Here is a 2,132-nt window from a genome sequence, read left to right as displayed (position 1 = left end):
CGGCGGGTTCAGACCCCAACTACACCCTGGATCATGATGAGCCGCCCATCGTCTGCCTGGATGCCTCGGCCATGAGATTCCACCGTCGCCAAGTCGAACGCTTCTCGCCGACTACCTCGACAACCGAGCGTCCCAGTTCGCCGATCGCGTCGAGTGGCACGTCGTCGGCGCGCAGCAATAGCGGCCTGTCGTTGTCGACGATCTCACGCGCCCACGTCGTCGCATCCCGACCGAGGGTCTTCGTTGCGCGGGATCGCCACTCGTCGGTGAGGTCCGCCAAGGATCGGACCTGCTTCTCGGGCCGGGTGGCAAGCGTCGCTTGGGCTCGGAGTTTCATGATGGCCGCTGGTGTAGGGCGTCGCCCGTGGGCTGCGACGTACTCAGCGATGAGGCGATCGGTCTCGGCGTCGATGCGACGGGCGCGGGTCGAGAACCCCGCGATCAGTTCGTCGGGCACCTCCGCGATCGCCCATGCAGGGTTGTGGTCACGGCCCATCTCTCGGGCCTCCCAGGAGACGCCGAAGGTGCGTGTCATGTGGTCGGCGAACACGGCTTCGTGTAGTTCGGATAGCGCGACGACGGCGGCGTGCATCGGCCTGCCGTCTAACGAGCGCCACTTCCCGTCGAGGACTGTCTTGGCCTTGTTGCTGATCACGACATGCGTGTGGAGGTGAGGGTCGCCGGCGCGGGAGTCGAAGTGATCGAACGCAGTCGCGATCAGCCCGGTGACATCGACCTGTGCAACCGCGCCGCCCCCGGCGGTTGCGCCCGTACGGGTGGCTGCAACCTCGCGTTCCATGAACGCAACCACCTCCGCAACCGCTCGATGATGCGCGTCCCCGATGAGCGCCTGGACCCCGGCGTCGGCAACCGCCCACAACACTGATGCGGACTTCGGAATCGAGAAGGTGAAGTCAAAGCCCGCCACCGCACGCTGTGTGCTCCGGGCTGCCTCCTCGGCAACGATCTGTGCGACAGCCTCGCTCTTGGCGCCGGGCGTCATCGTCGGCTCGAGTTCGGCGATCCGCGCTTCGATTCGCTCGTCCTGGCTCTTGTAAGTCGGGAAGGCACGACCGAGCGGCCCGTCGGTGATCGGATCATGGCCGCTCCCCATCAGGAGCTGGAGTTGGTGTTCCGATACTCGGTCGCCCACCTGAATCTCGCCCTTCCCGAGGGCCGCTACTCCCGCGCCGAGCCAGCGACCAGGAGGGGTGCCTTCCTCCATGTAGTACCGGGTCAACGGCGTCGAGAGCCGCCTGTTGCCGTCACCCGCCGACAGCACGCGCATCGAAACCGTCATGCTCGCCTCCGCTCCTGCGTGGCAGGTGAGCACCCGCACCCTGCGGCAATGGCCCGCTCGACCTCGATCTGCAAGAGGCGTGTGACCTCGATGTGCGGTCGGAGAGGAAGTGGCAGACCGGCTCCGGCGGTGTCGCTCGGATGGCTCGATGAGCGGCGGGCGTGCCGGAGTCGTGCACCTGACAGGTGACCAGCTCGGCATCCGTTCTCGATGAGGCACGGCTGCCGGGGACGACCGTCACCGGAGCGGACTTCATGCGCGACCTCGACGCCAGCGGCGACCCACGACTCAGGATCGGGTCGCTGTTCAGTGGCTACGGCGGGCTCGACCTCGCCGTCGAGCACGTCTTCAACGCCAAGACCGTGTGGTTCTCCGAACTCAACGAGCCCGTCGCCCACGTCCTTTGGCGCCACTGGCCCGAGGTACCGAACCTCGGGGACATCACGGCCATCGACTGGAGCCGGGTCGAGCCCGTGGACATCCTCATCGGCGGGTTCCCCTGCCAAGACGTCTCCACCGTCGGCAAGCGCGCCGGCCTCGCACCAGGTACGCGCTCAGGGCTCTGGGCGCACATGGCCGCAGCCATCGACGCTCTCCAGCCCGAATGGGTCGTCATCGAGAACGTCCGCGGGCTGCTGTCCTCGCCCGCGACACGGTTACCAGCACAAGGAGACGACCATGAACGACGCAACCACGGCGATGCAACCCTTCGCGGCATGGAACGCGACCCGTGGCATCTGGGAGACACCGCAGCTCGACCTCTACGGGCTCTCGGCGCCGTTCTCGGCGATCTGGCCGACCTGCGGCTGGATGCGCGATGGATCGGCCTACC

General features: G+C 67.0%; 1 protein-coding gene and 1 pseudogene. One reads left to right on the top strand and one right to left on the bottom strand.

Going from position 1 to position 2,132, the window contains the following annotated elements:
* Positions 1-43: 43 nt before the first annotated feature.
* Positions 44-1,300, bottom strand: a pseudogene (mobF, locus tag L979_RS06515) (MobF family relaxase); the annotation flags it as partial.
* A 185-nt stretch (positions 1,301-1,485) separates the two neighbouring features.
* On the opposite strand from mobF, the gene L979_RS06510 reads away from it, so the two are divergent.
* Positions 1,486-2,132 (top strand): DNA cytosine methyltransferase (locus tag L979_RS06510; RefSeq protein ID WP_231559426.1); only part of this gene is annotated, 647 nt, incomplete at its 3' end.

This window comes from Kocuria sp. ZOR0020 (assembly GCF_000800955.1).
In the GTDB taxonomy this organism is placed as follows: domain Bacteria; phylum Actinomycetota; class Actinomycetes; order Actinomycetales; family Micrococcaceae; genus Kocuria; species Kocuria subflava.
Note: the sequence above shows the minus strand (reverse complement) of the source record. Positions and strands in the feature narration are given on the sequence as shown.